Origin of the sequence: Pseudomonas tremae (assembly GCF_001401155.1) — a bacterium.
GTDB classification, from domain to species: Bacteria; Pseudomonadota; Gammaproteobacteria; order Pseudomonadales; family Pseudomonadaceae; genus Aquipseudomonas; species Aquipseudomonas tremae.
The window spans coordinates 1-269 of sequence record NZ_LJRO01000168.1 but is presented as its reverse complement, the minus strand read 5'-3'; the positions used below and the strand labels follow the sequence as shown (position 1 = coordinate 269).

The window sequence follows — 269 nt, the reverse complement described above, 5'->3', positions numbered from 1 at the left end:
ATGTACAAGCGCTATTGGGACAGTCCTTACGCCTGACCGAACCCTGCGCCGGACGCTGAGCGCCCGGCGTCTGGCACATCAGCTTTTCGCAGCTTCTTCGTCCAGACGGTCGGCCTCGAACAGTTGCGCGAGGTCGGCCCTGGCTTCACGGGCGGTCTGCAGAACCTTGGCGTCGTCGTCATACACTTCATGTTGTGCGGCCAGCACCTGTTCGTCGTGGCGCTTGAAGCGACTGATGCGCGCATCAGCCTGTGCCTCGGTCAGGCCCA

At 62.8% G+C, this 269-nt stretch carries 1 pseudogene; it reads right to left on the bottom strand.

The features are described 5' to 3' along the window. Positions 1–78: 78 nt before the first annotated feature. A pseudogene (locus tag ALO43_RS12135) lies at positions 79–269 on the bottom strand (glutathione-regulated potassium-efflux system protein KefB); the annotation flags it as partial.